At 33.7% G+C, this 26,600-nt stretch carries 33 protein-coding genes and 1 other annotated feature; of the genes, 6 read left to right on the top strand and 27 right to left on the bottom strand.

Annotation, left to right across the window (positions count from 1 at the left end):
* Positions 1-3: 3 nt before the first annotated feature.
* The 8 genes from L6W14_RS09810 to L6W14_RS09775 form a co-directional block, all read right to left on the bottom strand.
* Complete coding sequence (locus L6W14_RS09810; protein ID WP_131520377.1) at positions 4-558, bottom strand: hypothetical protein; 555 nt, start codon at positions 556-558, stop codon at positions 4-6.
* Positions 559-621: 63 nt separating this feature from the next.
* Positions 622-1,410, bottom strand: a complete 789-nt coding sequence (locus L6W14_RS09805; protein WP_237900624.1) for a class I SAM-dependent methyltransferase — start codon at positions 1,408-1,410, stop codon at positions 622-624.
* Positions 1,398-1,829 (bottom strand): BrxA/BrxB family bacilliredoxin, encoded by a 432-nt coding sequence (locus L6W14_RS09800; protein WP_004228455.1) that lies wholly within the window; start codon positions 1,827-1,829, stop codon positions 1,398-1,400. Before L6W14_RS09800 ends, L6W14_RS09805 begins: the two co-directional genes overlap by 13 nt.
* 881 nt (positions 1,830-2,710) lie before the next feature.
* Entirely contained in the window at positions 2,711-3,409 is a 699-nt protein-coding gene (locus tag L6W14_RS09795; RefSeq protein WP_237900622.1) for a hypothetical protein, read from the bottom strand.
* A gap of 430 nt (positions 3,410-3,839) precedes the next feature.
* Positions 3,840-3,947, bottom strand: coding sequence for an anti-lipopolysaccharide factor (locus tag L6W14_RS09790; RefSeq protein ID WP_237900620.1), 108 nt, complete (start codon positions 3,945-3,947; stop codon positions 3,840-3,842).
* Positions 3,948-3,999: 52 nt separating this feature from the next.
* Positions 4,000-4,200: a M15 family metallopeptidase gene (locus tag L6W14_RS09785; RefSeq protein ID WP_237900618.1), complete on the bottom strand. Its 201-nt coding sequence runs from the start codon at positions 4,198-4,200 to the stop codon at positions 4,000-4,002.
* A gap of 52 nt (positions 4,201-4,252) precedes the next feature.
* A complete protein-coding gene (locus tag L6W14_RS09780; protein WP_237900616.1) occupies positions 4,253-4,444 on the bottom strand; it encodes a hypothetical protein in 192 nt (63 codons plus the stop codon).
* A 161-nt stretch (positions 4,445-4,605) separates the two neighbouring features.
* Positions 4,606-4,842 carry a phage holin family protein gene (locus tag L6W14_RS09775; protein WP_237900613.1) on the bottom strand — a complete coding sequence of 79 codons (237 nt, stop codon included), beginning with the start codon at positions 4,840-4,842 and terminating at the stop codon, positions 4,606-4,608.
* A 526-nt stretch (positions 4,843-5,368) separates the two neighbouring features.
* Between L6W14_RS09775 and L6W14_RS09770 the strand changes: the two genes are divergently transcribed.
* Positions 5,369-6,124: a DUF4393 domain-containing protein gene (locus tag L6W14_RS09770; protein ID WP_237900612.1), complete on the top strand. Its 756-nt coding sequence runs from the start codon at positions 5,369-5,371 to the stop codon at positions 6,122-6,124.
* Positions 6,125-6,156: 32 nt separating this feature from the next.
* Here the strand turns inward: L6W14_RS09770 and L6W14_RS09765 are convergent, their stop codons facing one another.
* Positions 6,157-6,342 carry a hypothetical protein gene (locus tag L6W14_RS09765; protein WP_237900610.1) on the bottom strand — a complete coding sequence of 62 codons (186 nt, stop codon included), beginning with the start codon at positions 6,340-6,342 and terminating at the stop codon, positions 6,157-6,159.
* 789 nt (positions 6,343-7,131) lie between these two features.
* Between L6W14_RS09765 and L6W14_RS09760 the strand changes: the two genes are divergently transcribed.
* From L6W14_RS09760 to L6W14_RS09750, 3 genes are read left to right on the top strand one after another with little or no spacing between them, the layout of a single operon-like run.
* Entirely contained in the window at positions 7,132-7,302 is a 171-nt protein-coding gene (locus L6W14_RS09760; RefSeq protein ID WP_237900608.1) for a hypothetical protein, read from the top strand.
* Positions 7,303-7,354: 52 nt separating this feature from the next.
* Positions 7,355-7,540 (top strand): hypothetical protein, encoded by a 186-nt coding sequence (locus tag L6W14_RS09755; RefSeq protein WP_237900606.1) that lies wholly within the window; start codon positions 7,355-7,357, stop codon positions 7,538-7,540.
* Between the two features lie 26 nt (positions 7,541-7,566).
* Positions 7,567-8,286 (top strand): site-specific integrase, encoded by a 720-nt coding sequence (locus L6W14_RS09750; RefSeq protein WP_237900604.1) that lies wholly within the window; start codon positions 7,567-7,569, stop codon positions 8,284-8,286.
* A gap of 90 nt (positions 8,287-8,376) precedes the next feature.
* On the opposite strand, the gene L6W14_RS09745 is transcribed toward L6W14_RS09750, so the two are convergent.
* The 4 genes from L6W14_RS09745 to L6W14_RS09730 form a co-directional block, all read right to left on the bottom strand.
* Positions 8,377-9,783 carry a reverse transcriptase domain-containing protein gene (locus tag L6W14_RS09745; protein WP_237900602.1) on the bottom strand — a complete coding sequence of 469 codons (1,407 nt, stop codon included), beginning with the start codon at positions 9,781-9,783 and terminating at the stop codon, positions 8,377-8,379.
* A gap of 17 nt (positions 9,784-9,800) precedes the next feature.
* Positions 9,801-10,439: an SLATT domain-containing protein gene (locus L6W14_RS09740; protein WP_237900600.1), complete on the bottom strand. Its 639-nt coding sequence runs from the start codon at positions 10,437-10,439 to the stop codon at positions 9,801-9,803.
* Between the two features lie 739 nt (positions 10,440-11,178).
* Complete coding sequence (locus tag L6W14_RS09735; protein WP_048393769.1) at positions 11,179-11,808, bottom strand: hypothetical protein; 630 nt, start codon at positions 11,806-11,808, stop codon at positions 11,179-11,181.
* A gap of 669 nt (positions 11,809-12,477) precedes the next feature.
* Positions 12,478-14,109, bottom strand: coding sequence for a DUF5050 domain-containing protein (locus L6W14_RS09730; RefSeq protein WP_237900598.1), 1,632 nt, complete (start codon positions 14,107-14,109; stop codon positions 12,478-12,480).
* A 572-nt stretch (positions 14,110-14,681) separates the two neighbouring features.
* On the opposite strand from L6W14_RS09730, the gene L6W14_RS09725 reads away from it, so the two are divergent.
* On the top strand, positions 14,682-14,939 hold the full coding sequence (locus L6W14_RS09725) for a hypothetical protein (protein ID WP_225340930.1): 258 nt from the start codon (positions 14,682-14,684) through the stop codon (positions 14,937-14,939).
* A 177-nt stretch (positions 14,940-15,116) separates the two neighbouring features.
* Here L6W14_RS09725 and L6W14_RS09720 read toward each other — a convergent pair whose 3' ends face one another.
* The 11 genes from L6W14_RS09720 to L6W14_RS09670 form a co-directional block, all read right to left on the bottom strand.
* Positions 15,117-15,317, bottom strand: a complete 201-nt coding sequence (locus tag L6W14_RS09720; protein ID WP_131520383.1) for a hypothetical protein — start codon at positions 15,315-15,317, stop codon at positions 15,117-15,119.
* Between the two features lie 335 nt (positions 15,318-15,652).
* Positions 15,653-15,793 carry a DUF3953 domain-containing protein gene (locus tag L6W14_RS09715; RefSeq protein ID WP_225341030.1) on the bottom strand — a complete coding sequence of 47 codons (141 nt, stop codon included), beginning with the start codon at positions 15,791-15,793 and terminating at the stop codon, positions 15,653-15,655.
* 226 nt (positions 15,794-16,019) lie between these two features.
* Positions 16,020-16,580 (bottom strand): DUF4256 domain-containing protein, encoded by a 561-nt coding sequence (locus L6W14_RS09710; protein ID WP_131520385.1) that lies wholly within the window; start codon positions 16,578-16,580, stop codon positions 16,020-16,022.
* An 18-nt stretch (positions 16,581-16,598) separates the two neighbouring features.
* Positions 16,599-16,886 carry an RNA polymerase alpha subunit C-terminal domain-containing protein gene (locus L6W14_RS09705; protein ID WP_237900951.1) on the bottom strand — a complete coding sequence of 96 codons (288 nt, stop codon included), beginning with the start codon at positions 16,884-16,886 and terminating at the stop codon, positions 16,599-16,601.
* Positions 16,887-17,760: 874 nt separating this feature from the next.
* Complete coding sequence (locus L6W14_RS09700) at positions 17,761-18,603, bottom strand: DUF5700 domain-containing putative Zn-dependent protease (RefSeq protein ID WP_237900596.1); 843 nt, start codon at positions 18,601-18,603, stop codon at positions 17,761-17,763.
* Between the two features lie 429 nt (positions 18,604-19,032).
* Positions 19,033-19,503, bottom strand: a complete 471-nt coding sequence (locus L6W14_RS09695) for a peptide-methionine (S)-S-oxide reductase (RefSeq protein ID WP_131520388.1) — start codon at positions 19,501-19,503, stop codon at positions 19,033-19,035.
* Between the two features lie 197 nt (positions 19,504-19,700).
* A complete protein-coding gene (locus tag L6W14_RS09690; protein WP_112117983.1) occupies positions 19,701-21,062 on the bottom strand; it encodes an amino acid permease in 1,362 nt (453 codons plus the stop codon).
* A gap of 77 nt (positions 21,063-21,139) precedes the next feature.
* Positions 21,140-21,391 (bottom strand) — a binding site (T-box leader).
* Between the two features lie 156 nt (positions 21,392-21,547).
* A complete protein-coding gene (locus L6W14_RS09685) occupies positions 21,548-22,045 on the bottom strand; it encodes a P-loop nucleotide/nucleoside kinase family protein (RefSeq protein ID WP_237900594.1) in 498 nt (165 codons plus the stop codon).
* 199 nt (positions 22,046-22,244) lie between these two features.
* Entirely contained in the window at positions 22,245-23,150 is a 906-nt protein-coding gene (locus L6W14_RS09680) for an NAD(P)/FAD-dependent oxidoreductase (protein ID WP_237900592.1), read from the bottom strand.
* Between the two features lie 469 nt (positions 23,151-23,619).
* Positions 23,620-23,967, bottom strand: coding sequence for a CPCC family cysteine-rich protein (locus tag L6W14_RS09675; protein ID WP_227744856.1), 348 nt, complete (start codon positions 23,965-23,967; stop codon positions 23,620-23,622).
* A 214-nt stretch (positions 23,968-24,181) separates the two neighbouring features.
* A complete protein-coding gene (locus L6W14_RS09670) occupies positions 24,182-24,406 on the bottom strand; it encodes a hypothetical protein (RefSeq protein WP_048393782.1) in 225 nt (74 codons plus the stop codon).
* A 190-nt stretch (positions 24,407-24,596) separates the two neighbouring features.
* Between L6W14_RS09670 and L6W14_RS09665 the strand changes: the two genes are divergently transcribed.
* Positions 24,597-24,950, top strand: coding sequence for a hypothetical protein (locus L6W14_RS09665; RefSeq protein WP_237900590.1), 354 nt, complete (start codon positions 24,597-24,599; stop codon positions 24,948-24,950).
* Positions 24,951-25,241: 291 nt separating this feature from the next.
* Here L6W14_RS09665 and L6W14_RS09660 read toward each other — a convergent pair whose 3' ends face one another.
* From L6W14_RS09660 to L6W14_RS09650, 3 genes are all read right to left on the bottom strand, one after another.
* Entirely contained in the window at positions 25,242-25,454 is a 213-nt protein-coding gene (locus tag L6W14_RS09660; RefSeq protein WP_237900588.1) for a hypothetical protein, read from the bottom strand.
* A 176-nt stretch (positions 25,455-25,630) separates the two neighbouring features.
* Entirely contained in the window at positions 25,631-25,834 is a 204-nt protein-coding gene (locus L6W14_RS09655; RefSeq protein ID WP_237900586.1) for a hypothetical protein, read from the bottom strand.
* A gap of 41 nt (positions 25,835-25,875) precedes the next feature.
* Positions 25,876-26,583: an alpha/beta fold hydrolase gene (locus tag L6W14_RS09650; RefSeq protein ID WP_237900584.1), complete on the bottom strand. Its 708-nt coding sequence runs from the start codon at positions 26,581-26,583 to the stop codon at positions 25,876-25,878.
* Between the last annotated feature and the right edge of the window lie 17 nt (positions 26,584-26,600).

Genomic DNA, 26,600 nt, shown 5'->3' with positions numbered 1-26,600 from the left:
ACCTCATCCCTTTCTCGAATAAATCAATGCACCGCCTGAGCCCATTATTATTAAATGCTTGCCAGATGGCGAAAATCCACATTTAATCATGCCATCCAATCGCTGTAAATCAATAGCTGTCGCATTTTTTAAATAAGTATAATTAGTTATATAAAGATAATCGATTACTACTGTTGCACGTGGCCACCAAGGATAAATAACTTCAACCTGCCAGCCATCTGCTGTCATATGAATCCCATCCCCAGCTTCAAAGCCGAAAATAGATATTGTCCCCTGAGGCAATTGAAATGTTAAACGGTCATCACTCATTCTGTCGTAGGTTTCATCCACGTCTCGTTCTCGATGAAGACGACGACCTGTTATAGGCTCAGTGACACTATAGCCACAGCCACTAATTAGCACGATGTTTTCCTCATGATCCCAACCGCAAGCCAAAACACCATTGGCAGCAATACTCGTTTCATATGCCCATGGAATAGGAGGTTTTGTGCAGATCAACGATTGTGCATTCGCCAGCAACTCTAGCTCAAAGGGAGTTCGTTTATCATTGTTCACCATATTATTCCACCCTCCTCTTTTATTACCATATACTAAAAAAAGGCTTGTCTCAAGAACAAGCCTCTATACCTCTAACACACCATAATGAAATTTTGCAGTTATCCGTTCATGCTGCTGAAAATCATAGGTCGCAAACCACTCTGAGCGAAAATGTGCCTTTAACACCACACGCTTTTTCGCTACACGCTTGGCTTCATAAACCCATTCATCGGTTAATGTGACATGCTCCCCTGCTAGCCGTAATGCCTGAAAATTATTGGCCTCTTCTATAACCTTCTCAAACATTGGGTCCATATAAACCACATCAAATGCGTTGTCTGGTAGGGTTTTTAAATAGCGAACAGCCTCAGACTGTATTACCTCGATGTGTCGCATACAGGCAGTTAACGGTAGCTCTGATGTATCATAGGCTTGCATCCCCTGTCTAACAATAAACGCTACATTTGGATTTGCTTCCAGTCCCACAACACGACCTGCTTCACCCACTGTATAAGCTGCTAACATGGCATCTGCCGCTAAACCTAACGTACAATCCAACACCGAATCCCCCAGTTGAAGCTGTGCCGCTTCCAAAAAAGGCTCTGCCTCACCACGGGCCACACGCTTTAATCGAAACGCCGCAGAATTGGGGTGAAAGAAAAACGGCTCCTGCGCCCCATAGACATAATACTCGAAGCGATTCTTCCCAGCGACCATCACATGTGCCTGCAACTCCTGCGAAATTTTGCGAACAGAGCGCTTGTTTCGTGGCTCAAACGCAGCACCTAATTCTTGACACGCAAAAGCAGCGAGCGCCATCGATACATCGTCTGGTCTGCCCGCTGTCGTCACAATCGTTTTTAGTTCTCGCATGTTTGCTCTAACACGCCAGTTAAATGAGAGACAATCTGCTCCACAGGGAATCCCTCAATTTGTTCACGTGGGATAAAGTAAGCCAACTCCCCATCCTTTAAAATCGCCATAGATGGTGAGCTAGGTGGCACATCCTCAAAATAACCACGCATCGCCGCAGTCGCCTCTGGATCCTGCCCCGCAAACACCGTCACTAGATGATCTGGCTTCACCGCTGCAATTGCCTCACGCGCCGCTGGACGAGCAAGCCCTGCCGCACAACCACAAACCGAGTTAATCACCACTAACGATGTTCCCTTCGTCTCCGCCATAAATTCATTCACCGCATCCGCAGTCGTTAGCTCCGTAAATCCAGCCTCCACAAGCTCCTCACGCATCGGCTTTACAACCTGCTTCATATATTCATCATAAGCGTTCATGCTTTTACCCTCTTTCCTATGTATTCGCAAAGCTTATTATAGCAAGGTTTTGTGTGAATGTACAAAGACATGCTTTTTGCCTGATTTCGTGGGTTTTCGGGGGGAATGTGATTTTTTTGTGATTTTGGTGACTTTTTTGTGTAACGGATATGGTATTGCATTTTATCAAGTATTAGTTTATGGAAATATTACATATATGAAATAGAGCAATACATTGTTAAGATTTTATAGGTCTAACATTCTAAGGGGAAATTTCCAGAATTGAAATTGAGGTGAGTTAAATGACGTTCGCATCGTTCGGATTATTATGTATACCCATTTTATATCTTTATCAAATTATCTTTTACTTCTTTTTCAGAAAAAAAGAACCTAAATTAACAAATTTACCTGTGTGACCAATTTATCGATTTTTTGTGCGACTGCTTTTCATCGGTGTTATGGCAACTGATAGCGAAGAAATCACTATGATTTCATTCATTTTAGGGTTTTTATTCATCACTGTTTTACCATTACATTTCTCCATTTGGTCACTAAAAGATTTTCTAATTTTATGTAAAAAGTAAGAGAGACAGTAAATAAAAACATAAAAAAGCCCCGGCTCAAAATTAATTGAGTACCTGGGCTTTGGAAATGATTCATGCTTAGTCCTTCTTTTTATCTCTGTTTTTATCAAGAAATTCAAATACTACGAAAATTATACCCATAAGAATTGTAAATTTAAGTGCCTTCATAAATGATTCATCAAAAATAAAGTAAGAACTTATTAACAAAACAAAAATAGCAGCGATATATCTTAATAAAGCTCTATACATCTGTTCCTCCTTTATCCAAGCTCTAAAACTAGTAAGTAAACACTTAATTTTTATGCTTTATTAATATTATTAAAAAATCGGTTCAATAACAGTCGATTTCGCATAACGCGTATTTCTATCGACAATATCCCCTGCAGCATTTGTTATTTTTTCATATCTCATTATTTCATAGTCACCTAAGAATTGCCCATTAGTTGGACTGAATGAACCAGGGCCTAACTCTCTCCAAGCATGTGTTGAAGTATAGTATACTTTATCCGTTGTTCCACCATTTACAAAGAAGAAAGTTCCAACCGCTGCTACTACAGATCTTACAAATTTATTGTAGATACTTGTAACGTTAATTAAATAATACGATACTGCTGCGGCGACAGTTACTTTACCAGCTTTTTCAATTGTAGTACTACCATATGTGTCGTAAAGTGGATTATGTACCCAATTTGTTGGATACGTAGCAGCAAATGGAGAAATTTGATTAATGGTATTTTCTTGTGAGTTTACTTCATTTAAAAAGCTTTTTTCTACTAAACCGTTTGCTTCTTCCACCAATTCAGGAGAAGGATTTTTGAGGATAATATTATTTTCTTCTATAGTATATTCTATTCCATTTTCATCTAAGGTATTAATTACCCTTTCATTAACACTAGAACTTTCTTGAAAAACAATGTTTTCAATTGTGTGATCTTCATTACTACTAGCAAAAGCCGGAGTTAGATTAAATGCAAAAAATAAACAACTTATTAGCAAGTATGAAATTGTTTTTTTCATTGTATAAATCTCCTTTTCCTTATAGTTAATCTAGTTGCTATAGCAATTTAGTAATCCTCGAGTTAAACTCATCCTACCATTTCTCAAAATAGTAATTCAACATTATGTTTACGCCACTATCTGACGCCTACAACGCCATTTTTTGGCGGTGTTAAATTAATTATTTAGAAAGTACGCCAAATCACGCCACTTATACCGTCATTATTTGGCGCATTTTTTATTTTTTTATATAATAAAAGCAACATTTTTAGTGAAATTCAAACTAAAAGACTTGACATTGTCATTTAGTTTCGTTCTTAAATCCAACAATATTTTTCACAGAATTGTCACATTTTTAAAACCAGCTCGATTAAAATAGCTTTGCTGGTCTTATAGTTTTTAGTTGAGCAATGAAAATCTTCAATCCTTCAAAATCACCACTTGTCATAGTTCACTTGTCGAATTTCTCCAAAAATGATTTATCTATCAATCCTTTATCGACTGCTTGTTGAATATAATCACGTACTGCAACTTTTGCGGTTGTGCTAGTGGATTTCATAATATCATCCTCTCTATTTTTTAAAGTTTATCTTCTACAATAATTTGCACTCTTACATTGCTATTGTTGGCACGATTACTTGTCCTTCTAATTTATAGCCTGCAGGTATTTTCCATGTTGTAGGAATTTCAAAATGAAGTGCATCGTATTTTCCTGCCTTCCAATATCCACCCCATTCAATGCCTAATTCCTTAGCAATCGCACCCACTTTTGAAAGTGTTGAAATATCATATAGGTTTCGTGGTGGTGCCACAGCAATATCCCATTCCCTACAAGATGTAGGTTACTATTAAGCGTCCAGATAACTACTTGCCCTGGTCTTGTTCGTCTTTGCTCATACAAGTAATTTTGTCGTGCTTGACCGCGATGTCTCTTGTGATAAAAACGTCTTCAATGCCAGCTTTTAAGCATTCCTGAAAGAGTAGCCGACAAGCTGTTTGAGCAGCAGCTGTTAATTCCCTTAGATAAAGACATGTTTGAATTACGCTTGTACTCATTGAACCTCACCCTCTCCTGATTTATCCTTCACGATTGCTAAAATATTTTGTACATTGTCAGGCATAGGCAAGCACATTTTAGTACCGTTTTCTGTGATCGATTAAATTACAATACACAAAATGCAATGGCTGCTCCATCCCCTGCAAACTCGAGCCAGAAATCACGACGAAAAAAAATAAACTGATCCTACTAGCATTAAGTAATAAATTTTTCGTATGATGCCATTGAAGCCTGTACGACTGTTTAAATTTTGATTTACGATACAGCCCATGATTCTTGTTAAGTAATCAATGGCCATAAAGCCAATCAGAACAGTAACAACCATACCTAAGCCATCCACAGAATAAGAGATGAGCGTAACAATAACTTCACTAATTCCTGCTATCCATTTTTCCATTAACAACACTTCCTTTTTCACATTATAAAAAGCACTCTCAACAGAGAGTGCTCATTCATTCTTAACCGGTTCTTTTCCAACAAATAAAAAAAATCTATTACTATTCTTACTGTGGATTTTTTTAAATTTCATTTGCTAATTTACTTGCATTAGCATTCAGATTGGTAAAATTCTGACTGACATTTGGTGAAATATACGTTGCTGACTTTTTTACACTTTTCATAAGTATGTGTATCCACACTTCAAATGTACTTTTTCATAATTCAATTCATATACATCACTCCTCTATTTTATCTTTCGACAAAAGAAATGATTATCCTATCAAAAAGTCCTTAGTAAAAACCCACCACAATAATCTGTGGAAGGCAAAATTTTAATTATTATTCTTTGAATAATTTCAAGTGACTAATAGCCACTGTTAACCAAAAACCATTTGAAAAATAAAAAAAGATGTCCAGAAAGGATTGCTGTATATTGTTTCCATTTTAATTACCTCCTATACTTATTTAAAAAGGGGGTGAAATTATTGAATATAAATCTAATACCGAAATTTATAGATGAGGCTATGTCTCCGGTTGCAAAAAGTGTTGGTAATTCAGTTTCTAACCTTTGGGAACTTGCTTTTGGAAATCATGTTGAGCTTTGGGTAAAGAAACAAGAATTTAAGCACCAACTAAATTACGAAGACTACGTAAATAAGATAAATGAAAAACTAAATAGTATACCTAGCGAAGATTTAGTTGAACCTCAGCTTAATATCATTGGTCCAGCTATAGAAGCATCCAAATATTATATTGACTCAGAAGAGTTAAGAGAAATGTTTGCCAATTTAATCGTTGCAAGCATGAACAATGATAAAGTTAATTCTGTTCATCCTTCATATGTGGAAATCATAAAACAATTAAATTCAGATGAAGCGAAAATTTTAAAAAATATTGAGGGTGACATCTTCCCTCTACTTTCAGTTTCATACAAACACGAAAACGGACTAAGTGTGGCACCTATATTTAAAGATTTTTCAGACATCGCCGAAAAATCTGGATGTGAACATCCAATTAAAATATTAGCCTATTTGGATAATCTAAAGCGTTTAGGCTTAATTAGTTTTCACGATAATGTAAAAATATCTAATGATGAACCCTACGAAAAGCTCAAAGAACATGAGCTTATTAAACATCATGCTAAAGTTGCTTCGGTTTTTGGGGAACCTGTATATATCAACAGTTGTGCACAAGTAACAACCTTTGGTAAGATATTTCGTTCGATTTGCATTCAAGAATAATGTTAAAGGGCGCAGTTAAACTTTTGTGCCCTTTAGACAAAAAAATAACGCTTGGTATATGCCTGCGTTTTCTGTGCGTCCATTATTGTAAGTAAACCTGTATATTCTTCGTCTGCCAATTGATTGTTAGCATAAAAGACATTCACTTTATTTAACATGACATCTTGCTCATAACATTTACGATCAATTAAATACTTGCATAATTCATACACTGACATTTTATATTCCTCCTAGTCCTAGTTCTGCTCTTGAAACCAAATACTCTGTGCCCCGTGCCGTCGCGTATCTTGATGTTGTCACCACATTTAGTCCATGGTCCTGCATGATAGAAACGGTCATGTTTCTTGTTTCGAGAATACTTGTCATTGTTCCGGTTGTTATCTGCCTTGGCTGTCTTATGTTGTTCGCAATATCCATTACGTGTTAGGTTTGGACATTCAGGTTTGTTGCATGGTCGTAGAGGTTTACTATTCATGTGTTCTATCTCTTGCTTAACCCCAGCCATGCCCGAGATATTTTAACTTATGCTAATAAAAATGAAGACACTAGAAAAGCAATCTACCCTAAACTCGTAGAAATTGATTTTAGAAGACAATTACTGCACATTAGACTACGAGATGTAGATAATATTGTTGGAGCACCTGAGATAAGAGGTACTATGTCAGGTAGAATTAATAACACACTTTATGTGTATATCTAGATCAGCGAAATACATCATTCTTACTTAGCTATGCTTGAAAGAGGAAAAAATCGTCGAACTGGTAACCTATTAAACCATCATCTGAAACTTTGCAACAAATCGCTAACGCCTATAAATATGATTACTTAAAGTTAATTGAAGTGGCAGGTTTCTCGAATGATCCTTCTTATAATCCAGCATTAAAAGAACCTTTTGCTCACAACCCCTTATTACAGGAATGGTATAAGTCTCTCCCTCACTGCGATCAGAAAGATATTGAGAAACTTAAAATAATTTGGGATGTAATTCATGAAGGTGGTGACAGCTAATGCATTTCATCCAAATAAATAAGACACCATGGCGTTGTACTGGTGAGGGCCCCCGTAACCCTACCACTGGTAAACGTCGACAAATTACACGTCGTGGTAAAAGTAAAGGTGAGGCACGTAAAAGAGTAGAAAAAGCTATTGCAGAGCTAAAGAAAGCATATACCCTTTGATGCAAAGATTACGTTTGATGAATTCAGCCAAGATTGGTTAAAGCTCTATCGGATGAAAGGCAATAAGGAAACAACAAATGAACATCGTGCCTACTGCATTTCCCTACTCAATCGGTACTTAGCGAAAAAGAAAATGACTGCCATCTCAACGATTGAATTACAAGGTGGCTCAATCACCTATTTGAAAACGGTACAGCATTTAATACACTACGGGGCACTCACAATGCAGCAAAAATGATCTTTGCCTATGCGAAGGAAACTGGATTGATAGAGATAAATCCTGTAGAAGCTACTTTTGTACCAAAGAAGAAAATGACGTTAGGAGAAGTTACTACGGAGGAAACAGCAAAGTTTTATTTAGAAACAGATGAGCTGAAAGAATTTTTAAGTTATGTAGATAAGCATCGTAATATTATGTATCGCACATTGATCTACTCAATTACCTTCACAGGTGTGCGCCCAGGAGAAGCTGTTGCCCTTAAGTATGAGGATGTCGATTTAGAGAAGAAGGTTATTCACATCAACAAAATGGTATATGCGAAAAATGGTGTACGTGGTGACTTGGAGCTTACACCTCCAAAAACCTTTAGCAGCATCCGCTCCGTTGATATTGATGATATTGTGGTAGAAAAATTGAAGCAGCTTTATCACTGGCGTGAGGATCGTGAATGGATAAAGTCCGATTTTGTATTCGGTGACAAGGAAGGTATCCCCCCTACCATAAAGATGCTGAACCAAACCGTTCGACGACTTGGCATCCTCACTGACATCAACAAACAATTCCGCATCTATATCCTCCGCCATACTCATATAAGTTTGTTGGCAGAGGCTGGTGTGGACTTGAATTTTATTATGAATCGCGTTGGGCATAAAAACTCTGATACTACTACGAACATTTATCTGCATGTTACGTCTGGAATGCGGGTAGCTGCTACTGAAAAAATGCATGTTAAGTTTATTGAATTATCGGAGAATTCAATGTAAGATAACCTAAGAGAGATAGCACTTTAAGTGTATATCTCTCTCAAATATTATTTATCATTTGTTTTAAAATCGATAGTGTTCTAATCAGTCTTAAAGAATATATTTATAAATAAAATCAGTAAAATCAGGATCTGATTCCTTAATTTTTAATAAAATTTCGTTCTCTTTAAATTCATTTTGTAAAAGATATGTAACACCGATAATTAAGTCTCTAAATGTCAATGATTCATTAGAAATTAGATAATCTATAATCTCTTTAACTTTATACTCGTTTTTAGAGCTTCGATCATAAAGATAATTTTTAATCATTATGTAAAGTACTGTAAAATGTAATGGATTAAATAATATGAATTTCCAATTATTATAAATTTTTTTCATATCATAAAAACCCATTTCTTCCCATTTTTGAGTATATATTATGTCTCTTAGTACTTTATTAGTGTAATCCCCATCAATTGATAGATACTCTGTTATTACTAATTCATATTTTTTCATATCAATGCCAAATTCTTCTTCAATTGAACATAATTCCATCAACATATCTAAAAAATCGCCATTTCTTATTACATTTGTTGATTTATCATCAATTAATTTTACAAAACGAGAATTACTTTGATTACCACCATAATCATTATCTGGTAATTTTATATGTTCTTGATAATCATCTGCTGTTAGAATTCTTGTTTTAGTAGTATTAAGGTGCAAATCATCCTTCCATAAATAGTGAATTATTATGTTAAGCCAATTATTAAATTCTTTTATATCTTCATTTAAGGTGTTAATAAAATACATGTCATCAACATATCTAATATATATTAAGCTTTCAGGCAAGTTATCATTTATTTGTTCATCAAAATCTTGTAAATAAATTTGAGATAATATCGATGAGGCAATAGAATAATTAAATTGAGGTAATACCTCAAATCTACAATAAGTTAGTAATTTCTCTAACTCAATAAGATATTCTTTATTCACTAATTTTCTATTTAATTTTTGAAATAACGTCCTAAGTTTAATTGAGTCAAAAAAATCTTTGATATCAACTTTTAAAGCAGACTGTCCTAAATATTCTTCTCTTTTCTCCTGAAAATTTCGATAACTATCATAGTAGACAGTATGGTTTTTAGCTATTTTATCTTTTGTATAATATCCTGCATAAAAAACATACAGATTTTCAGTTGAAAAATCTAAATAGTTATTTTCATTTAAGTATTCTTCAGCAATTCCAAAAACTAAATAAGTATAATATAAATAATATAAAGGATTAATTAAATAAGAATTTCGAGGTGTTAAAAAATCATTTTTATATAAATAGTCTTTTCGAATATCCGTATCATATTGTTTACAAAATTCATCTACAGGAATAGAAAGAATTTCAAAGCATTTTTTTTCACCCAATTCCTTCAACATCTTTAAATTAGCAAGTGTCTGAATCGTGTAAATATTATTTTCCGATGATTCTAAAACATATTTGTATGCCAAATTTTTAATATCCATATTTTTCTCCTTATAGACTAAGTAAAAATGAGTACTAAGATTAATATTGAGGGAACTAGAAAACAAAATACAATATTGGCGTAAATCATTACATTATCTTTAGTAAAATCCTTTTTTTTCTCTTTCACACTTGAAGATTCAAGAATAGCCATTTGATAATCTATTGGTTCATGATTTTCATTGTTTTTAAGAAGTATTTGATATTCATTAATTATTTTATTATATTCATTTACATAATAACTATTTTTTATCAAATCATCTGTTGAATTCTTCATGATTAAAAGATTCTTCAAAGATAAAATTAAATCTTCAATGTGTAATTGCTGATAATGTGCTTTTAAAGCTCTTTCACCATATCTTTGTTCACTTATATAATATTGAATTAAAATAACATAAATTGAAAAGATACTTGAAATTATTACAAAATAAGCATTATTAAAGAGAACGGTTTCAATACTACTTCCTGCACCTATTGATAATATCACAAAAATTACAGCTTCTATGTTTAATATAAAGGTTACAACTTTCCACAATTCAGTATACTTTTCAAGCCGTAAACTTTGCTTAATTTTGTTATCCCTAGTTTTATTAAGTGTGCTAATTTTGTGTTGAATCTCATATAAAATATCTCGTTCACTATAAGGTACTTTACTCAAATGATTTCCTCCTAATATTAAATTTAACATCTATTTATAATTATATATAAGAACTGATATTTTAGGGGAAATATTTACTTATATTTCAAAAGTTACATATATTATTCCCTACTAAATTTTCACTTACCTCCACTAAGGTTTAAAGTAAAAATTAGATTTAATGTTATCTTTTTGTGACTTTTTTCAAAAATCAACCTCAAAAATCCCCTACAAACCTAGGTATATCAGGGATTTGAAAAAGCATGAACGCATACATTCATCATAAGCGTTCATGCTTTTACCCTCTTTCATATGTATTCGCAAAGAGGTTTTGTGTGAATGTACAAAGACATGCTTTTCGCCTGATTTCGTGGGTTTTCGGGGGGAATGTGACTTTTTTGTGATTGCTCAATTTGAACAATCAAAGCTTTCATTATGTTTCATCGCTTCTAGTATGTATTCATATAAAGTAATATTTAATTACTAAATATACCAATAATACAAAAGGAAAAAGCCCAGGCTCAAAATTATTGAATACCTGGGTTTATCGCAAAATTATTTACTTTTGGACTTACTTATATTTCTTACATAATCCATTATGAGAAATACAACCATAGTAATAATACCGTACATTATCGTCTCTTTACTATCAAAATAGTAGTCCTCTTTATTATAAATAAACTTAGAAATGTTTATAATTATCGCACCGACTATAAAATAAATTAGAAAGTTCCTGATTAATTTCATATTTTATTTTTCCTTATTCACAATTAGAACTTCCTGGGAATAGTTTGTTCATTTTAGTAGAACAGCTTACTGAGATAACACTAAGATTTATTACTAAACCTGGAAGTGTTGCACCTGCAACTTTTTTAGGAAACTCTTTTAAAATTAATTTTGCAGCTTGTTTGAAATTAGATGCTCTAATTGCATCAACAATAATCGTTAATGATGTAGCAATACCAAAATAACTCGATAAACCTTCTTTAATACATTCATTTTCTGCTGCTCTAAATTCCATTGTTTCTCTTTTACCATGCCATTCACAAGCTACTGCAAATAGTGTAATTTGTGGTTCAGAAATTATATTAACGTCTTCAGAAGAAATTAGTAGGTTTTCTACTTCTAATCCCTCAATGATCGCCTCTTTCATAGAATTACCTTTTAATTCTGTCTCTATTATTTCTCTATCATAACCTACAATAACTTCTTTATTATTTTTTAAAACTGCTTTGTCAAAAATCAATTCAAGTGCTTCTGCTAAATCATTTTCTAATTTTCGTTCTTGATTCATACTTTCAACAGTACTAATTGCATACGAACTAGAGACCCCTGAAAAAAGTAACGTCATTGTGATCATTAAAATAGTTATTAATTTATATTTTCTCATGAAATAAACTCCTATTGTAATCTATTTAGTAATAGTTGTTGAATTACTATAGTAAATATCCCTCGAGGTAATTTTATCCTAACATTCTTAACTTTTCTAAATCAATACTCAATCAACGCCATTTTTTTGGCGTTTATTATGTATATTTTGGCGTAATTTATAAATAAAAAACAAATCACGCCAAATCACGTCACTTATCCTTCCTTATTATTGGCGTACAAGGCATTACTTGTACATCTAAAGTAATATTTACTGTGAATTTTCTTCAAAAACCCTTGAAAACAATTTAAAGTTAGTTAGGTGAAACCATTCACATAATTGTCAAAATGAACAACTGTAAGTAGAAAGGACTCAAGCCGTTCAAACGTTTCTGCTAACGGTATGCTTATAATATTTACATAAGCCATGCTTTTGCACCAAAATGCTTCAATCGGTCCGTATCAATACATTGACCAACACGCGACATGCTTTGTATCAAACTGGCTTTGTTTTCGCTTCGCTTAATTTACTTGGAGGTTCACTATATATGAATGCCTGCTCGCCAAGCTGTGATGATTTTATTGCCGACTTTATGATGAAAAAAGAGGGAATGATTAGTCAATGCCTCTTTTGAACGACACTATAAAAGGACACGTCCATAGACGCATCCTTTAGCTTGTAAAATTAGTTCTATTGAAAATTAAAAATCCATGTCATCGACCCAGTATTATTGTTAATATCTGTGTAATCAAATGTTATCTGAGCTTCTCCTGTACCAATCTTCTGCACATTTAAAAAAACATGTCCAGAAGGATTTGGACCCGTAATCGTTGCAGTGGCAATATTGTCATCATTACTTCTCGGATTACTGAAAATGACAGTTGAATTGTTTTCCCCTGTTATGGCAACCGTCAAATTTACATTAGTTGACATGGAATAAGGCCCACCAATTGTCCCCCCATCAACATATGGTGGTGAAATATTAACTCTTGGTGTATCTGGAATTGCCACCGTTACGAGTTGTAATAATGAACCATCTGGCCCCATACGGTAATAATTCCACTCTTGATCTTCAAAATAAATCCAGTCATTAATTATATTTATATTATGAGATGGCATACTATTTAATTGTTGAATATTTGATCCATCCATATTCATTCGATAGATATAGTTATCAGAATTGGTGAAATAAATATAATCTCTATTTATATTAAAAATTCCTACATTATCTATTACTTCAGATTTATCAGAACCATCCAATTTCATTTTGTAAATTTTATTTATTCCGTTCTGATAATAAATCCAATCATCAACTAATATATAATTAAAAATTGTATGAATATCAGTAGTGATTATCGAATTACTATTATTAATTAGATTATATAAAACAAGTTGGGTTGAATCACCAAACGTATAGAGTATATAGTCATTTTCAATAATCGGAGTATGATAATAATATTCATCACTCATTATTATTTGACGATGTGTACCATCGTGTTTTATTTTAAAATAGCCATTGCCATTATTAGCTGGCATCATATCTTTAAAATAAATCCAGCCATTATTACTAACTCTGAAAATGTCATTGCTAGTAGTTATCTTTTGCAGGTCCGTACCGTCAGTTCTGATTCTATGTATATATCCCATACTGTCTTCATTTTGAGCACTAAAGAAGTATATCCACCCTTCAAGAACATTGATATGTGATACCCACTCTAAGTCACTTAATTTAATTTTGGTTGAATCGGACTTATTTATTTTATATAAAGTATTGTTTTCACTCGAGTTAGCATAATAAATCCAGTCATTATCTTCTGCTACAATGCCTCCGTTTAGAAGATTACCAGTTGAGTTTCCATAATTTAAGGAATTTAAATGTTTGGATTTGGTAGTAAAATCCATTTTATATTTTAGTCCATTTTCAAGAAATACCCTTATCGTATATGACTGATCTCCTAAATAATCTTTTACCGTTTCTATAGTCGCCTTATTTTCATTTAGGTGTAACTCAATTTTCACAGGAAGAAAGCTACCATCTTTTTCAATTACGATTCCAGCAATTTTATCGACACTCACAGTGCTACCAGTAAATGTAATAGTCCACTTTTTATTTAATTCAACACTATTCTTTGAATGTATTGTCTCCCATCCATCCGATGGATTAATAGGATCAAACTCATTTTTAATTAAATTATGATTCCTGATACCAAATTCATCAAATTCTCCTTCTGCTTTAACTGTTTCATTGGCTAATACAGGTATAGAAGTTGATAAGATAAAAGTAAAAATTAATAATAAAAGCACATTGAATATTTTTTTCATAAATTTACCTCCCTAGTAAGTATTGTATCTTGTATGTTACAAAAATTCACCATACATTTTCTATAATTTTGAAAAAAATATGCAATAATACAATTTATTAATTAAAAAGTCGTTTATTTATTTAAATGATTGAACTTTTTATTTATATAGAATTAATTAAATACTAAATATTGATAAAGAAAATGCTGTCAACTACTGTATTGCAGGGAGATCCAACAATAATTTTTGAAAATAGCACATTATTTAATTAGCTGCATAGTAATAATGTAGTAAATAAATTCTTGACCATGTGAAAGGATCTTAACTGATTAATAATTGGGATGAATCCTAGAGAAATTCTACCTCAGTTTTGACAACTCTAAGTTTTTATCATTAAGTTAACTAAGCTCGAACTCAAATTACTAAAAAAAGTAAATATACTAAATCTTTTCAATTCCAGTACGATAACAACTATGGAACTAAAAATGTGAATAGGAAGGTGATAATGTATCATGATGACAACGAAATTTTCCACTATGCAATATTTAATGTCCCGAAAGTCCTCGTCTAAGTATTATGGGTTGACGCGACAAATGAGCAAGGAAGTGAAAGCTACATCAAAAGAGGATCAAGAAAAAATAAATAATGTCAATAAAATTCTTGAAGAAAGTAAAACTTCTAAACTATCTAGCAAACAAATTGAAACGTTAAAAAGCGCTGTAAAGCAAGGGTTATTAGGATCTAGTTCTAATCATTTAAGCCCATTAGGTATGTATAACTATAAAAAATCAATCGCAAGTTCGAATTCAAACTTACATTCAACTTTGAGAGCTTATCGAAACTCGATCTAGTATTTATTAGCAAAACACCCTTTAACGAATTAGAGGGTGTTTGTCTTGTAAGAGGTTTCATATCATGGTATTCACTTAACCAAAGTCGAACATCATGTATGCTTTTAAATCCTTATCCCCTTTTAAACGTCCACTATATAAAAAGGATCACTTTCCTATCAATGATCCTTTCAACGATTATTTAAAATTCTGTGGTTTTACTACTTTAAATGAAGCAACTTCGCCACAGTTTTTACAAAAAGTCATTTGGAGTGGTGACCCTACTGCCATAATTGCGCCAATAGGTCTTATATTGCCTTGGCTTGTAGTACCTCCCACCTGTCCAGTCGTAAATTTATCTCGACCACAAACCTTGCAAACCAATTTTTCATTCTCCATCTTATCACCTCATTATGTAATTTATGTAAATTATAACATAAAAATATCTGATATGAGCGATGAGCGAGTCTGACCCATCAAATCTATAAAGTATCTAGGGAAATAATGAAGAAAATAATCTTATTATTCATTTTGTTATTTCTTATAGGGTATAATGAAACGGTTAAAACGGTGGAAAAACATTTGCATTTCCTGATGACATCGACAGAATAAAAAATGCCATGCAATTTTAACAAAAACCCCTCAGATGAAGGGCCATTATGGAAGTGATTTATGAAAATGGCTGGAAGGACTTGATCGATGTATGGTATTACGAAAATCAGTGGCTGCTTCCTTTAAATCAAGACAAAGCTTTGAACGGACACATAGATTGAAAATATAGATACCCCCATTAGGAACCAACCATAAACTGTTCGCTGTTTTTGAAATTCTTGAATGCCTAAAGTGAACATGAAAAGGCCTAAGAACAATATCATGAGGTAATTCAATTGGAAATCTTGTGTGATTAGTCCGTAAGCTGCGAGAGATATGCCCGTGATGGAAAAAATAATTTTTAAACAATTTAACATAACTTTCCACCTCCCCTTTTAGTTTATCATACACTACTAAAGGTTATAGCTAACTAGAAAGACATTGGCATAACTATATTTCCATAGAAAAAAGCATATGCTCATCCGCAGATCGGACATATGCCTTTGTTTCTTAAACTCTTAACGATCCACGGAAGCCTCTTGCCGCATAGTAGGATTCTGCCCCATTGTGGTACATAAAGACCATGTCATAGCGACGATCGCAGAAGATAGCTCCGCCTAGTTTGCGAATGTTGTCAGGTGTTTGTACCCAGCTTGATGTTTTTAAATCGAACTTGCCAAGCTCCTGTAGTTGGCGATATTGCTCCTCTGTTAACAGCTCAATGCCGATTTCCTTTGCAACATCCATAGCCGTATTTTCAGGCTTGTGATTTTTTCTAGATTCCCATGCTTCACGGTCATAACATAAACTTCTGCGACCTTTAGGACTTTCCGCAGAACAATCATAAAAAATGAACTCGTCCGTGTTTGCATCATAGCCTACTACATCTGGTTCACCGCCTGTTGCCTCCATTTCGTGGAGCGACCATAGTTTCTCCCTATTAGCCTCTAGCCTAGCTTGGACATTTACCCAATCAAGCCCTTCATGACGAGATGTATTTTTCTCGAAGCGAACTTGCAAAGTATTGATTAGTTCCTCGGTTTGCTCTTGTGATAATTCTTTCGTTGACATTGTTGTCTTCCCCCTCACTTATTTAAATGACAAGCCTTCTTCTTCCAATGATGATTTCATAATCGGTAAGGAGGCTGGTCCAATACCATGCAGTTTTAAGATATCCTTTTCTGTATACATTGATAGTTTTTCCAACGTATCAATACCTGCGTGTACGAATGCATTTCTTGCAGGTGAACTCAGCTTGGAAAGGAAGCCACTGCTAGGTTTATTTTCCTGATCACAGGTAGGACAGCTTGGACAATCTGTGCTTTTGTAAAATGGATGTCCTTTTTCACAAACTTTTAACCTTTTTTCTGCCAACATCATCCCTCCAAACCTTATGCTTTTGTCCATTTTACCATATTTCATCAAAGGGATTGAAAAGGGAAACTTTAATTTTTCTGCAATTCACGCTCTAATGAAGTTGCTGCTACATTTACGATATAGCAACTTTCTATAGTTAACTTTAGCCAAATTCAATTACTCATTAAAAAATCTGTTAAAACAGCCTAACCTCTACATTGGACCAAAACCTCTTGAACAAAATGAACGGTGAATTTTTTATTGGAAATCTATACTGCAAGGGAGTAGTTTTAAATCATTGGTAAAAGAATATCTTGATAGGATACAAGCAAGAGCAGAACGAGAAGTATTCTCCTAATACGATAAGAACATACTACTACAACTTATGCATTGTGTATTTGAAGTTAAAAGGGTTGGATATTTTAGACGGTAAACCTGATGTTCTTACTAACTTCAAATTGTGGCTCAAGAACCCATATAGATTTCATGGAAATGTGGAGATTAGATTACGAATATATTGAAGATGACCTTAAAGTTTCTACTGTCAATGCCATCATAGATAGGGTATGTTCTTTATTTCTTTAGCTTAAAGCTAGTGGAAGGATTAAAGGGAATCCAGTTGTGTATCGTAATGGCATGTTTACAAATGCGATGAGAGATAAAGATATGTTATTTCCTATTCAGAGAAGCAAGTTGAAATAAGTTCGAGCAACACCTCTCGTAAATACTTGTTTTAAGATAAATAAGAAGAATCCATTTTGAAAGAGATTGTTCAAAATGGACTCTTCTTTAGCAGTTTTAAGTTTGTTTTTTATAAAAAGCTTGTTCATTTTCATCCTCTGTTACTCGACAATCGGGCCCGAATGTCAAATAACTTAACTCTAAATAAATCATTTTAAGTAAGTTCTAAAAGCACATTCTCTATTTCTTTATTGAAGGTAGATTCTTTCCAAAGTGTAACAGCCTCTTTCTCTTGATACTTTTCAATTAAGATTTGAATCACATTGTAGCCAATAAAATACCCTAAACGTGTGAAACCAAAGTTGGAACCTCCATTAATTGAAAACCATTCATGAATAATTTCAGGTTGTGTACGTTTGTTTATATCATCCAAAAAAGTAGTGATAATATCATTTTTGTTTTCCTCTGCAAATCTTAACCATTCTTCTCCATTATCATCGTATAAAAAATAGACCGATTTATCAGCATCAGCAACTTGTTCTGAAAAATACGTTGCACAACCTTCCTGAAACAGCGCTGTAAAAGGATGAAACCATTGAACTTTAGACCAATCCATACCCTCCTGATCTGATAAAATATTATGAAGCGTATGACCAAATTCATGAGCAATAATTACTTTTAAATGCTTATCATTAGAAGAGAGCTTTTCTAAACAAAAAGTCACTTCAGGAATAATTTGACGATGTGTAAATGCATTTGACCCATATGCTCCAACAATAATATGTACATCTTTAGTGAACTCGACATTATATTTTTGTCTGTAAGTTAACACAACTTGTTGAATTAGACTTTCGATTTTTCCACTCGATTCCTTTATCTCACTCATTTTGGAAGGATATTTTTGAATGGCGTTTTTAATCTTCTCATCTGCATTTTTACAATGATACAGAAAATATTCCTTGAAGTGTTGGGAGAACTTTTCATGGTAGTGTTTTAAGAACCGCTCCGAAGGCTTGTAGTTTAATAAAAAATATGGAACTGTATTATAAATGTTCATAATTACCGTCCTCCATTATATAACAATCCTCTTCATTAATTTGAACTATACTTTTAAATTTCTCCAAATAATTTTTAGTTCCTGCTTATTTCATACAGTTTTTTCATCAAAAATTTATTATAACTAATCGAACTTAATTATTATCAATCTTTATTAAAAGGCCACAAAAAAAGCCTGTATCCATAATTACTTGGTAATTGAAGATACAGGCTTTATCTTTTAAAAAAAATAGTGATGTATTGATTTGATAATACATTGTTCAATACTATATACCAATACACTATCTTCCTTATTCTAACTATCATTTTTAGGTATAATGTTTACAAATAGCGGTCTCTCTCATTTTACAGACACACAGAATAGATAGTGTCATCCACTTCCCCCTCAAAATTGTTGTGTAGTTTAAAATGAAAGGTCTCATAAATTCCGTTATTTATATTTATTTAAAATTTCTGCGGGAATATGACAATAATCATTTGGACATCTGGTTAATCTATCTTGATGTTCCTCTGCACTTCTGACATAGTTTGTAAGGGGCAATACTTCAACCATTATAAGCTCGTAATCATTTCGCTCTCTAAGAAATGCCTTCGCCTCTTTTAAATGCTCAGGATTTTCACTATATACGCCCGTTCTATATTTCTCACCAACATCCTGTCCTTGTCTATTCAAACTGTAAGGATCAATGATTTCGAATAAATAGCCCATTAAATCTCGAATGGTTACAACTGTTGGATCAAACTCTGTTTTTACACATTCAGCGTACCCGTCATAATCGCCCTCAAGCGTACGACTTGTTCCATTCGCTCTTCCCGCTTCTGTAAACGTAACTCCTGGTAGCGTTTTTATAAAAGCCTGTACGCCCCATAAACATCCACCAGCCAAATATATTACTTCCATCATGCCCCTCCTTTTTTGTCTAAATACAGATCAATTTTATTACGAACCTATTCATAAAGAAAGGCACTCTTCACATTCAAGAAAGTATGTTTACTAATAGATAAAAATTATTAATCCTTAGATAGGTGTAACGAATCGAGTATATTTTCAACCAAGCGTTTGCGCTGTAGAAGTATCAGCTAAATGTATTGATGTCACTACTTTTTAACATGTATTACTTTGTAGCCAATAAATAAGATGAAAAACCAAACTGGTGCCACATATAGGGCAACACGCATATCTGGAATAAACGCCATTAACACAATCACCATTAATAAAAATACAATAGCAATATACGTAGAAAGTGGGTAAAGCGGAATTTTGAATTTCAGTTTGGCTACTTCCTCTTTCGTTTTTGACTTCCTAAATTTCAACTGTGCTAATAAAATAATCATCCAGCTTGTAATAACTGCAACCGTCGCAACTGCAGAAATATAGATGAACACTTTTTCAGGTACTACATAGTTTAAGACAACCGCGATTAATAACACAGCTGACGAAAATAATATCCCTCGACTCGGACTACCGTTTTTGCTTACTGTTTTAAAATATTCTGGACCATTTTTTTGTACCGATAAGTTGTGTAGCATACGTCCTGAACCATATAAGCCACTATTAAAGGCAGACATTGCAGCTGTAATGACGACAAAGTTAATAATGTGAGCCGCAGCAGGGATGCCAACGTAATCGAAAATTTGAACGAACGGGCTACCTTCTGAGCCAACTTCGTTCCAAGGATAAATAACCATCATAACGCCTAATGCCCCAATGTAGAAAATTAAAATACGCCAAACGATGTTGTTAATCGCTGATGGAATAGACTTGCTAGGATTTTTTGCTTCTCCTGCAGAAATACCCACTAACTCAACCCCACCAAATGAGAACATAACTAATACAAGTGACATTAAAATACCATGGAAACCGTTTGGCATGAAGCCACCATGTGCCCATAAATTATCAAAGCCAATTGCTTCACCGTGGTTGCCGACACCGAAGAAAATAATGGCTAATCCTAGGACGATCATCCCGATAATTGCCACAACTTTAATCATCGCAAACCAGAATTCGAATTCTCCGTATGCTTTTACATTTGCTAAATTTACAAGCGTCATCATCACAAGTACGACAAGGGCAGTTACCCATTGTGGAATATCTGGAAACCAGTAGTTAATATATACACCGACAACTGTTAGTTCTGCCATGCCCACGACAATCCACATGAACCAATATGTCCATCCAGATAAGAAACCAGCAAAGCGCCCTAAATATTTATTCGCGTACATACTGAATGAGCCTGATACAGGTTCTGCTACTGCCATTTCGCCTAATGCACGCATAATGGTGAAAATAACTAACCCGCCAATTAAATAAGCTAGTAAAATAGATGGTCCCGCCATTTGAATGGTTGAACTAGAGCCATAAAATAAACCGACCCCAATGGACCCGCCAAGTGCAATTAATTGCATGTGACGCGTACTTAATTCCCGCTTTAGTTGTGAATCTTGATGATTATCTTTCATAATGCTTACTCCTCATACGTTTAGATTTTCAAATACTTGCTCAAAAAAGGAATAAAAAAACGCCCTTTTGGATTAACCAAAAGGACGATTCAACTCGTGTTACCACCTTTAATTTATAAGCAATTCACATTACTTACCTTAAGAAGTACGGTCATTTGACGATACTCTCGCACATGATTACGGGTGCTTACCGGCGTAGCCTACTTAGAATAATCCTTTCGGTACACAGCTCCAAGATGAATTCTCAATCGTTTTACATGCACCTCTCATCGACCGGTAACTTTCTGTTCGTAAAAATAATTGATACTACTTCTTTTCATAGCCTTTGTTCTATACAAATATTTTTGAATTGTTTTTCATTTTACAGAAAAAAAATAGTTTGTCAATATAATTTTAAAAAATTCTTTATAAACTGCATAAATTACATATAACAATTTTATAGGCGGTTTAGTTCAGCTAATTTTTTCTGTTGCTAAAATTCTGTGTTATTCTTTCCCACTAAACTCCCATATATTTAAACCCTCGGAAGCTTCTGGTGCTTCAAAAAATTTAGTAACTTCAATAAACGTCGCTTCCGTGTCAAAAGCTGCTCTTTCGGGTTGTTCGTTACGCCTTTGCGCAATTTGACGCAAGCATTGCGGGTTATTTAAATTAAGGTAGATTAGTTGATGGTTTGCATTGACGTCTGACGCTATATCCAAAAACCACTTTCGCTGTTTTTGAGTGTTACCTGGAAAATCCATTACTACATGCGTACCAACACTCAATATGTCTTGGACATGCTTTTTCACCATTGGCTTGAGCTGTGCCGATAATTTTAGATAGTCCTCAAATGATGTGATCTGATTGGGATAAAGAGAGGAAAGCCATTCATCCTCAGATAAAAGTACCGCATTTTTTTCTTTAGCCAATTGTTTTGATTTTGTTGATTTTCCTGCTCCCATTTTTCCACAGAAAAAGTATAGAGTCCCCACTTGTTTCATGTTTTTCTTCCCCCGAGCTTTTTTTATTGGTTTTAGTTGTTACCCTACCTTGTAAAACTATAAGTTTTGGAACAAGAAAAACGGATTCTACAAGCAAAATCCGTTCTTCGTCATTTCTTATAGTAACTCTAACACAATATTGAGAATACATTAGCTGATATGTTTTTGCTAAGATCCTATTCCAAGTGTTATGACGTCATCAAAAGCGTTCCATCGTTAAATCAGTATTTACTGAAACAGCAGCTTTATTACCTTTGGCAGCTGAAATCATTAAAGTGGAAGGTTTAGATCTTTCGGTTTCCCCTGCAATATATACATTTTTTTGAGTTGTTCTACCAACACCATCTGTTATGACTTTTCCATCTTCGTCAATATCACAGCCAAGCTTCTCAGCAAACTGATTGGGGCGATAATAAGAGGGGGCCACAAATCCACCCGACCTTATAATGGTGGCTCCTGATTCAAATTCTATTTTTTGCAAGTACCCATCATTACCTATGAGGTCTTTTACCTTTTCTGATATTATTTTGATATTGTGTTTTTGTAACTCCATCTTACCTTCTTTAGATAGGTGAGCTCCATTCGTTAAGACAACCAAATCCTGTGACCAATTATAAATCAACTTAGTCAAATGCAGTACATGCTCTTCTTTTTCTGCCATCACCACTAATGGCCTATCCTTTTGCTCCCAGCCATCACAATACGGACAACTAAATAGACTTTTCCCATAAAACTTTCTTATACTTGGTATAGTAAATATTTCTTGAACACCGGTGGCGAGGATGATTTTTTCTGAAACAAATTCCTGACTCGTAGATGTTTTGACAGTAAATCGCTCATTACCTATATCCTTTATAATTTCAGTAACTGTCGCATTAAGATAGGAGACGGACGGGTAATTCACCAACTCTTTTAACGCTAATTCTTTAAATGCTAGCGGTTTTATCCCATCACGCGTAATAAAACCATGAGACGCCTGTGTCACTCTATTCCTATTTGTCCCATCATCCATTAATGCAATATTTCTCCTTGCTCTTCCTAAAGTTAAGCCAGCACTTAACCCAGAAGGACCTCCGCCTATTATGATACAATCAAGAACAGTCATTTTTACCTCCGTATTGATTTGCTTTCTTTTGAATTGTAATTTGCATTCGAGAACTACATTATTTCCTACATCATGGATTTCCATTCTTTACACACTAATAACGCGAAGTTTTTGTTTATTTCGTATTAAAAAAGACGCATTCCTTTTTAAAGAAATGCGCACAATTGTGGTAGATTTTTTCAAGATAAATTTGATAATAGTTGTTCAATAGCTTCCTGAGTCTTTCGGGTATATATGAATCAAAACATAAAGTAACAACACAATATTTTTTATGTGAAATAACAGGTGGGGATTTTCAATATCAAGATCCAGATGAATACGAGCGCTGTTCCTTATTGTAAAATCGCGCCCGAATCTTGAACAATTTAAAACCGTTGATTTCTGTTTCAGACGTACGCATTCTGGAGGGTTTGCTTCGCTCCTCCCATAGTCGCTGTTTTCCACTCCAATCAACTTTAAATCTGCTTCTTCATTTTGTTGGATATTCATATTCTTTTGGTTGTCTGCAAGACTTCTTTAACATGGGCAATACTGCCCCAAAACTTTGATAATTTTTTCTTGCTTCAGTCAATGTTAAGCCATGGTTTTGGTCACTTGCCTCAACATTACTTTGAATAAACAAATCTATCTCCCAAAAACATACGGGGCAAATATAAGCAAGGGCATCGCCATTGTTCGGAATTGTAATAAACTCGCAGCAAGGGCATGGTGAATTTCCAACTACTATATCAGATTCAATGTCATGTTCGCAGTTAGTTGTATCATCGTAGTTTATGTTTGGCATGAATTTATTTGTCTTATTTTCTTCGTTTTTCATTTTTGAGAAACCTCCTGGTAAAGTCCTTCAAATTCTCTTTACCTAAGTTCTGGAACAACAATCTTTCTCTTTTCATTTTGATAAAATATTATGAGTTTAAAATTGTAATCTCCTTATTACTGAGCATTCTTTTAGCCATCAACGAAGGTCAAAATTAGCATGTCTCCATAGACAATGAAAGATGATTAAGTACCTTCAGGGGAGTTTAATCTCGTTATTTGCGAGTTAAAGGTGTTTCTGGTCTATTAGAGCAATATTTGCAAGTAGGGTCACTACATTTTGATTCAGTCCAACTATTACAATTAGGACAAAAATAAGAATCAAAATCATCGTAATATACTAAATTATATTTGCATTTAGAACATTTATCTTGTTTAATTTCACCATAAAATTCAAAATCATCTATCATCACTTTGCCGTAGCCTTCGGTTATTTTCATAAATAACCTCCTTGAAACTATTTAATCGATAATTGTGTAATTAATAACTATTATAACATATATTATCCATACATTTTTTTAAGTATATTACATTTATTTTCAACACTCTACTTCGTTATAGGAATAAATAAATGTGCAAAAATTTTTGAATTATTGATAAAATCAAACCATTAATCTATTGGAGGACATCATGAACACGAAACAATTAAATGAGCAATTTTATGCGAAGAGAGAATTTGTTGGTACTGTCGATCATTGCCTATGTGAGGATTGTATTTTTTATGCGGAGCAAATTATGAAAAATAATACGCTTGTCGAGTTTTTACATACTAAAGGCCTTGATCCACGAAAAGCTGATGAAGTTTGGTGTTACATGGAGAAAGATGGATATAAACATTACACAATTGATTTTTTTGAAGTGTATGCAGATAAAGAAGAAACGCATACTTTTGGCAACGCAAAAATCACATTTTATGTCAACATCTACGCTGAAAAAGAGCAGCTTCCATATGTATGCACAATAGATGCTGTTTTTAAAATGTAGTGTAACTTTAAAAATCTCCAAAGCATCGTTTTCGAACCTTTCGTTAAAGAATGTTATTCAGCAATCTGGCCCTGTTTGTTGGACGCAAGTCAAACAAAGCTCTTCAAACTAAACTACCATTGGTCTTTAAGTTAAGGTTAAGACTTTGTTAGTTGAAGCGTATTTAAGACATGACATTATTTTATTAATTTTTCCCCTATTAAAACTTCATAGAGATTTTCTGAATCTTGCTTTGTTAATTTCACATAATTATCACTATCCGTAACAATTTCTAAATTTTCACCATTTTGGCTAACCCAAAGCGATTTCGCTACTGTTCTTAAATGGAAATTGAAATTGGTAGTCAGCATAGCGTGCCATTTCTATTTTTTTATTTATCCAATTAGCATTTTCCACTATTTCAATCGCTTTTTCCACTTGTTTTTTTTGATTGACTTCTTTAAAGTCTTCAAAAATATTTTCTTCACCAGTTCGTTTCTGTACAGTTATTTTTTGCCCACCCATTTCATTCAAACAACCCGAAGTAACTAACTAAACAGCTAGTAGGGAAAAAAATAATATTATTTTTTCATGTGGCCTCCTTATATATTACTTTCTTATAGCACTAAACTACTCCGTTAGTTTAATAAAGAAAAAAGAGCTGCATTTGCAACTCAATATTAGTTAATTAATGCGCTCCGCTAGTAACGATGTAAACTTTCTATAAAGGCCTCTGATTCCTCAGCTATTCGCTCATAGTCAATACTATGAATATAGTGAGATGAATCTAACTCTATCAATTTACCTTTATCAATCCTATTAATAAAGTCATTTTGAATTCCATTCCACTTTTGATTGTCAAAACCAGTCCCCACACCATTCGATGAAAACAAAAGCATAGGCATGTTCGGGATTCCAGCTTCTTTGACTTTTTGCGCATTTGCTTTTAATTAACCATATCTTTAGTCAATGTTCTTCGATAAAAAATTACTTTATACAACACTTTCTCTTCATCTGTTAAATTCCCATATTTTATTGCATCACTTTCCGATAGATTTGGAATCCATCTGGTCAAACCAGTCTTAGCAGTAAAAGCACCTAATCGAACGAGGAACATATTGATAGATAATTCTTCATATACAGCAGGAACAGCCATATCTAATCCAATAATAGCTTTTATTTCATCAGGATAATCTTGCGCCCATTTCAAGGCTTCAATGCCAGACATCGAATGCGGGAGTAAAATATATGGACCTTCAATTTCTGATTTAAAAAGTGCCTCTTTTGTTTCAGCTAGAATTGTATCAATATCTCGGTCAATATCTGTGACTTCGCTAAATCCATAACCTGCTTTTTCAACAACAACAATTTTATATTTATCGCTTAACAAAGTATAAAGTGATTTAAAATCTAATGCAGGTGAGCTCGTACCACCACCAGACATAAAAACAAGGGTATCTTCTCCTTTTCCTTCTGTATAAACGTGCATTTGATGACCATTAACTTCTACAAGTTGCCCAGTTGGAACAAATCGTACCTCTTCTTTTGATAATTGTATTTTATGATTAATAAAACTCAAAGTAAGAATCAACACAAATAATGAAATGATAATTGTAAATATAATTAACATAATGCGTTTAAATCCTCTTTTCATATTTCTCACCTATATCC

The sequence above is a fragment of the Lysinibacillus sp. ACHW1.5 genome, from assembly GCF_022014815.1.
Lineage (GTDB): Bacteria > Bacillota > Bacilli > Bacillales_A > Planococcaceae > Lysinibacillus > Lysinibacillus capsici.
The sequence above is the reverse complement of the archived record's forward strand: the minus strand, read 5'-3'. Positions and strand labels throughout refer to the sequence as shown.

What these genes read in the sequence shown, in the direction of transcription:
- L6W14_RS09775 (WP_237900613.1), bottom strand. Translation starts at nt 4,842, where the DNA reads ATGGAAAAATGGATAGCAGGAATTAGTGAAGTTATTGTTACGCTCATC.
- L6W14_RS09650 (WP_237900584.1), bottom strand. Translation starts at nt 26,583, where the DNA reads ATGAAAAGAGGATTTAAACGCATTATGTTAATTATATTTACAATTATC.
- L6W14_RS09715 (WP_225341030.1), bottom strand. Translation starts at nt 15,793, where the DNA reads ATGATATTGTTCTTAGGCCTTTTCATGTTCACTTTAGGCATTCAAGAA.
- L6W14_RS09725 (WP_225340930.1), top strand. Translation starts at nt 14,682, where the DNA reads ATGAGCAAGGAAGTGAAAGCTACATCAAAAGAGGATCAAGAAAAAATA.
- L6W14_RS09675 (WP_227744856.1), bottom strand. Translation starts at nt 23,967, where the DNA reads ATGAAAAACGAAGAAAATAAGACAAATAAATTCATGCCAAACATAAAC.
- L6W14_RS09680 (WP_237900592.1), bottom strand. Translation starts at nt 23,150, where the DNA reads ATGACTGTTCTTGATTGTATCATAATAGGCGGAGGTCCTTCTGGGTTA.
- L6W14_RS09665 (WP_237900590.1), top strand. Translation starts at nt 24,597, where the DNA reads ATGAACACGAAACAATTAAATGAGCAATTTTATGCGAAGAGAGAATTT.
- L6W14_RS09755 (WP_237900606.1), top strand. Translation starts at nt 7,355, where the DNA reads ATGAAAGGCAATAAGGAAACAACAAATGAACATCGTGCCTACTGCATT.
- L6W14_RS09720 (WP_131520383.1), bottom strand. Translation starts at nt 15,317, where the DNA reads ATGGAGAATGAAAAATTGGTTTGCAAGGTTTGTGGTCGAGATAAATTT.
- L6W14_RS09655 (WP_237900586.1), bottom strand. Translation starts at nt 25,834, where the DNA reads ATGCCTATGCTTTTGTTTTCATCGAATGGTGTGGGGACTGGTTTTGAC.
- L6W14_RS09710 (WP_131520385.1), bottom strand. Translation starts at nt 16,580, where the DNA reads ATGTCAACGAAAGAATTATCACAAGAGCAAACCGAGGAACTAATCAAT.
- L6W14_RS09790 (WP_237900620.1), bottom strand. Translation starts at nt 3,947, where the DNA reads ATGAAATCCACTAGCACAACCGCAAAAGTTGCAGTACGTGATTATATT.
- L6W14_RS09760 (WP_237900608.1), top strand. Translation starts at nt 7,132, where the DNA reads ATGCATTTCATCCAAATAAATAAGACACCATGGCGTTGTACTGGTGAG.
- L6W14_RS09745 (WP_237900602.1), bottom strand. Translation starts at nt 9,783, where the DNA reads ATGGATATTAAAAATTTGGCATACAAATATGTTTTAGAATCATCGGAA.
- L6W14_RS09780 (WP_237900616.1), bottom strand. Translation starts at nt 4,444, where the DNA reads ATGAGTACAAGCGTAATTCAAACATGTCTTTATCTAAGGGAATTAACA.
- L6W14_RS09690 (WP_112117983.1), bottom strand. Translation starts at nt 21,062, where the DNA reads ATGAAAGATAATCATCAAGATTCACAACTAAAGCGGGAATTAAGTACG.
- L6W14_RS09695 (WP_131520388.1), bottom strand. Translation starts at nt 19,503, where the DNA reads ATGGAAGTAATATATTTGGCTGGTGGATGTTTATGGGGCGTACAGGCT.
- L6W14_RS09705 (WP_237900951.1), bottom strand. Translation starts at nt 16,886, where the DNA reads ATGTTGGCAGAAAAAAGGTTAAAAGTTTGTGAAAAAGGACATCCATTT.
- L6W14_RS09795 (WP_237900622.1), bottom strand. Translation starts at nt 3,409, where the DNA reads ATGAAAAAAACAATTTCATACTTGCTAATAAGTTGTTTATTTTTTGCA.
- L6W14_RS09730 (WP_237900598.1), bottom strand. Translation starts at nt 14,109, where the DNA reads ATGAAAAAAATATTCAATGTGCTTTTATTATTAATTTTTACTTTTATC.
- L6W14_RS09810 (WP_131520377.1), bottom strand. Translation starts at nt 558, where the DNA reads ATGGTGAACAATGATAAACGAACTCCCTTTGAGCTAGAGTTGCTGGCG.
- L6W14_RS09660 (WP_237900588.1), bottom strand. Translation starts at nt 25,454, where the DNA reads ATGGGTGGGCAAAAAATAACTGTACAGAAACGAACTGGTGAAGAAAAT.
- L6W14_RS09700 (WP_237900596.1), bottom strand. Translation starts at nt 18,603, where the DNA reads ATGAACATTTATAATACAGTTCCATATTTTTTATTAAACTACAAGCCT.
- L6W14_RS09800 (WP_004228455.1), bottom strand. Translation starts at nt 1,829, where the DNA reads ATGAACGCTTATGATGAATATATGAAGCAGGTTGTAAAGCCGATGCGT.
- L6W14_RS09685 (WP_237900594.1), bottom strand. Translation starts at nt 22,045, where the DNA reads ATGAAACAAGTGGGGACTCTATACTTTTTCTGTGGAAAAATGGGAGCA.
- L6W14_RS09735 (WP_048393769.1), bottom strand. Translation starts at nt 11,808, where the DNA reads ATGAGAAAATATAAATTAATAACTATTTTAATGATCACAATGACGTTA.
- L6W14_RS09765 (WP_237900610.1), bottom strand. Translation starts at nt 6,342, where the DNA reads ATGTCAGTGTATGAATTATGCAAGTATTTAATTGATCGTAAATGTTAT.
- L6W14_RS09670 (WP_048393782.1), bottom strand. Translation starts at nt 24,406, where the DNA reads ATGAAAATAACCGAAGGCTACGGCAAAGTGATGATAGATGATTTTGAA.
- L6W14_RS09805 (WP_237900624.1), bottom strand. Translation starts at nt 1,410, where the DNA reads ATGCGAGAACTAAAAACGATTGTGACGACAGCGGGCAGACCAGACGAT.